This is a genomic window from Mesorhizobium sp. M7A.T.Ca.US.000.02.2.1, from assembly GCF_003996995.1.
Lineage (GTDB): Bacteria > Pseudomonadota > Alphaproteobacteria > Rhizobiales > Rhizobiaceae > Mesorhizobium.
On sequence record NZ_RZTT01000848.1, the window covers coordinates 1 to 752 of the forward strand.

Here is a 752-nt window from a genome sequence, read left to right on the forward strand (position 1 = left end):
AGCCAGGCGGTTCCTTTGTCGTCGGCTCATCCGGAGTCGAGTATGCGTTGCTGGCCGAATGGGCGTCGAATGGCATTGTCGGCGCCGGACATGGCTTCACGCCACCGGGCGCAGCCGAGCGGATAGCCGTCGTGTCGGGCAGTTGCTCGCCGACCACGGAACGGCAGATCCGGCATGCCCTGACCGACGGTTTCGACGGCATCGAGGTCGACCCGGTCGAACTGGTTTCGGAGGCTTCGCAGCAGTCGATCACGCGCGCAACGGCAAGCGGCCGTGCCAGTCTGCAAGCCGGGCGCAGCGTCATCCTCTACACCGCGCTTGGTCCCACTGCCGACAGGGGCGCCGAAATCGACCGGCAGGAAGGCGCCCGCCACAGGCTTGGCCGCGGACTCGGAGAAATCCTTCGCAGCCTGACGATCGAACAGAGCCTGCGGCGCGTGGTCATTGCCGGCGGCGATACGTCGAGCCACGCGCTGGGCGAGATGGGTGTCGATGCCCTGACAATCCGCATGCCGCTGCCCGCTTCGCCGGGTTCGCCGCTCTGCGTTGCTCACGCGCGCGTCAAGGCGATCGACGGCTTGGAGGTCGCGCTCAAGGGCGGCCAGGTCGGAACCGATCGCTATTTCTCAGCCATCCGCGACGGCCTCGGCGGTTGGAAAAAATAAAGCCTACGTCCAGGTGATAGGCCGCGGGGACACCTCTGGGCACGAAAAGCTCCTTGGCGGGGGGAAATACCGGTAACACCCGGGATT

1 protein-coding gene is annotated in these 752 nt (G+C 66.1%); it reads left to right on the forward strand.

Going from position 1 to position 752, the window contains the following annotated elements; genetic code table 11:
- Positions 1–665, forward strand: a 665-nt coding sequence (locus EOD15_RS35060; protein WP_148129844.1) for a nucleotide-binding domain containing protein, incomplete at its 5' end; no start/stop codon positions are given.
- Positions 666–752 lie beyond the last annotated feature (87 nt).